Annotated in this window: 1 protein-coding gene; it reads left to right on the forward strand. The window is 71.8% G+C overall.

What is annotated here, in order from left to right:
• On the forward strand, positions 1 to 3,133 hold a 3,133-nt coding region (locus tag VIW71_RS10200; protein WP_331621763.1), incomplete at both ends, for a membrane-targeted effector domain-containing toxin.

Below are 3,133 nucleotides of genomic sequence, written 5' to 3' on the forward strand. Positions count from 1 at the left end.
CGGACAGGAGCGGCTGACCCAGGAGTGGAACAAGGCCGTCGAGAAGGCCATCGACGAGCACTGGTTCGGCAACCTGGGACGGACCGACTTCCGCACCCCGCCCACGCCGGATTCCCTCGACAGCCGCGCGGACCTCGACCAGGACGGGCCACTGGGTGCCGCCACCCGGTCCTTCGCCACGCTCGACCCCCTGGACCCGCGGCTTCTCGACCCGACCGGCTCGCCGGATCCGCGCCGGCCGGGCGGCTTTCCGGGGGACGACGACGCGCGCAGCATCGCGTCCAGGGACGACGATGCCAGTTCCCTGTACTCGGAGGAGTCGGCCGACTCGTGGACTCCGCTGCTGCCCCACGAGTCGACCGACTCGCTCGGCACCGAGACGCGGGACGAGGACCGCCCCCCGCACTGGGACGACGCGTTCCGGCACCTGGTGGACACACTGCCGCTGCGGCTCTCGCACGAGGCCGCGCTGCAGTTCACTCTGAACCGGTCCGCCGGGGAGTTCCACGACATCCTCGGCCACCCCGACAGCCTGACCCACCGCTACGAGGTCACCGAAGAGACGGTGGAGCGGCTGGGCAAGGACTTCCGCGAGGAGACCGTCACCCGGTACGACGAGATCTGGGCGGCCTTCGAGCACGACACCGAAGCCTGGCTGAAGCACGAGGCGAAGCACGAGAACGCCTTCCAGGACACGCTGGCCGCCGCTCAGGCAGGGCCCCTGGAGACCGGCCCCCAGTCCGCGATCCGCCGTCCGGGCGGTGGCGACGACACGGACACCCGGCCCGGAGACGCCGACAACCGCCCCGACACCGAGGGTCGGCCCGACGCCGAGGGCCGTTCCGAGAACCAGGTCACCGCCGAGGACCGTACGGACACCGCGTCCGACGGCCCGATCCGTTTCGTCACCTCCTCCGAGCCGACCCTTCGCGGCACGGTCGGTGAAGGCGACGAGGGGGCGCGCGGGACCGCCGACCAGCTGTTCGCCGTCCTGAACGAGCGTCCGCGCACCGATACCCCGCGGACCGACTCCCTGCCGCACGAGCCGCTGCCGCAGCCGGACCGGTCCACCGTCTCCGACCGGTCGGAAACGGCGGACCACGCGGACCAGCTGGCTCACGTGGAGGAGCAGGCCCCGTCGGACCAGGGCACGGGCACCGGCCGCGACACATCCACGAGGGACGTCACGGCCGGTGGCGACGATCCCACGGCACAGGAGCAGGCACTCTCCCGGTACGACGAAGCGCTCCACGACCTGGCGCGGAACCAGGAGCAGCTGGACCTCCTGGACTCCACACGGGGGCAGGGCGAGGAATCCGCCGACGACCTGACACTCGCCGCGGCCCAGCACCGTGTCTTCGAGACCGAGACGCAGATGCTGGGCACCCTGGACTCGCTCTCCGAGTCGGGTGTGGACCTGCCTCTTCCCCAGCATCTGACGCCGGGAGCCACGAGCCGGCCCCCCCTTCCGCAGCGCCTCCACCAGCACCCGGCGGGGCCTGCCGAGATCTACCCGCCGCAGCCCCGCCCGGTGGTGAAGCAGGACACGCTCAGCCTTCTGCCGACGCGCCCCGGCGACGTCAACACGCTGGCCGACGCCCTGAACCACGTGGGGCCGATCGCCGGCCTGCGCCTGGACACCGTCAGCGGCGTCCTCACCTCGGATCTGGACCCGCTGACCCTCGCCGACGTCGCCGGGCCGCTGTCGAAGGCGCTCACGGACAAGGCCGGTCAGAACCTTCAGCAGTACCTCCACGACACCGAGTCCGTCCAGCGGCCGCAGCCGTCGAGCCAGCTCTGGCGTGAGCACGTGGCCCGTCAGGACTACCGCACCGAGAGCTACTGGGCGTCCCAGGACGAGCGGCTGGCGGCCGTCGACGAGGAGGTCGGCGCCCGCGCCACGCAGATCCCGCCGCGGCTGTCCGACGAGCAGTTGACCCAGGTGGACCACCTCGTTTCCGACCTGCCGGCCGGCCTCGCCGCGCAGCAGATCCTGGAGCACCACGAGGGTTTCGTCCTCGGCGAGTCGCACACGGCCTCCAACAGCTGGCCGTACCTGGTACGCAACATGCCGCTCCTGGCTCAGCAGGGCGTGCGCACCCTCTACCTGGAGGCGCTGCGCGACGACAGCTACCAGCAGCTGCTCGACGAGTACAACCGCTCGGAGCTCGGCGCGGAGATGCCCACCGAGCTGGCGCGCGCCATCGACCGGTACGACGCCGCGTTCAACTCGGCCGGCACCGGCGTCGGACTGCGCACCACGGTGGAGACCGCCAAATCCTGGGGCATCCGAGTCGTCGCCATCGACGGATTCCCCGCCAGGAGCCTGGACACCGGGCCATGGGCCTACCACGAGCGCGCCGCGCGGTTCAATCTGTACGCCACGGACGCCTGGGCGCAGGACCGCAGGTGGCACGGCGGCCGGTGGGTCATGGTCGTCGGCTCCGCCCACGTCCACCAGCACACGGCAACCGTCACGCCGCCCGCGGCCTCGACCCTGCCGACGACCGTGCCCGGTGTCTCCGACTGGATTCCCGTCCCTGCCCTGGAACTGGTCTTCGACCCGCTGACCGAGCGGCACGTCCTCCAGCGCAGCACGCCGCGCCTCTCGACGGCGGGCACGCAGGATGTGCTCTCCACGCAGGTGCCCTACGAACTCACCACCTTCTCGGAGGGGCACGGCCCCTCGATCTCTGCCGCACAGGAACAGCAGGTGGCGGGTCACGACTCCTCCGACCAGGAGGAAGCGGACCTCCCGCCGCAGCTGGGGCGCGACAAGGGCAAGGCGCGTGCCACGGACGCGGACCTGGACGCGGAGGGTACCGCGTCCGACGAGGTCCGGGGAGCACCGGTCGAGGACGTCATGAACGGCGTCCACGTCGCGCGCGACCAGGCACTGAGCCCCGTGTCGATCTGGTTGCCGGCCTCCGAGGGTGATCGGCCCGGCGTCGAGGAGGGCACGGCCGGGGCGCTGGCCGGCCTGGCGGAGAAGGGCAACCACGTCTTCGTCTTCGGCGAGGTGAGAGACGGCCGGCTCTTCTTCCGCGGTCAGCCGGTGACACCGGCGGCCCTGGCCGGCGTCATCACCTCCGTCGCTCCGGACCGGCTGCCGCTGCTCGCGATGCGTGACGGC

The organism is Streptomyces sp. (assembly GCF_036524955.1).
GTDB lineage: Bacteria > Actinomycetota > Actinomycetes > Streptomycetales > Streptomycetaceae > Actinacidiphila.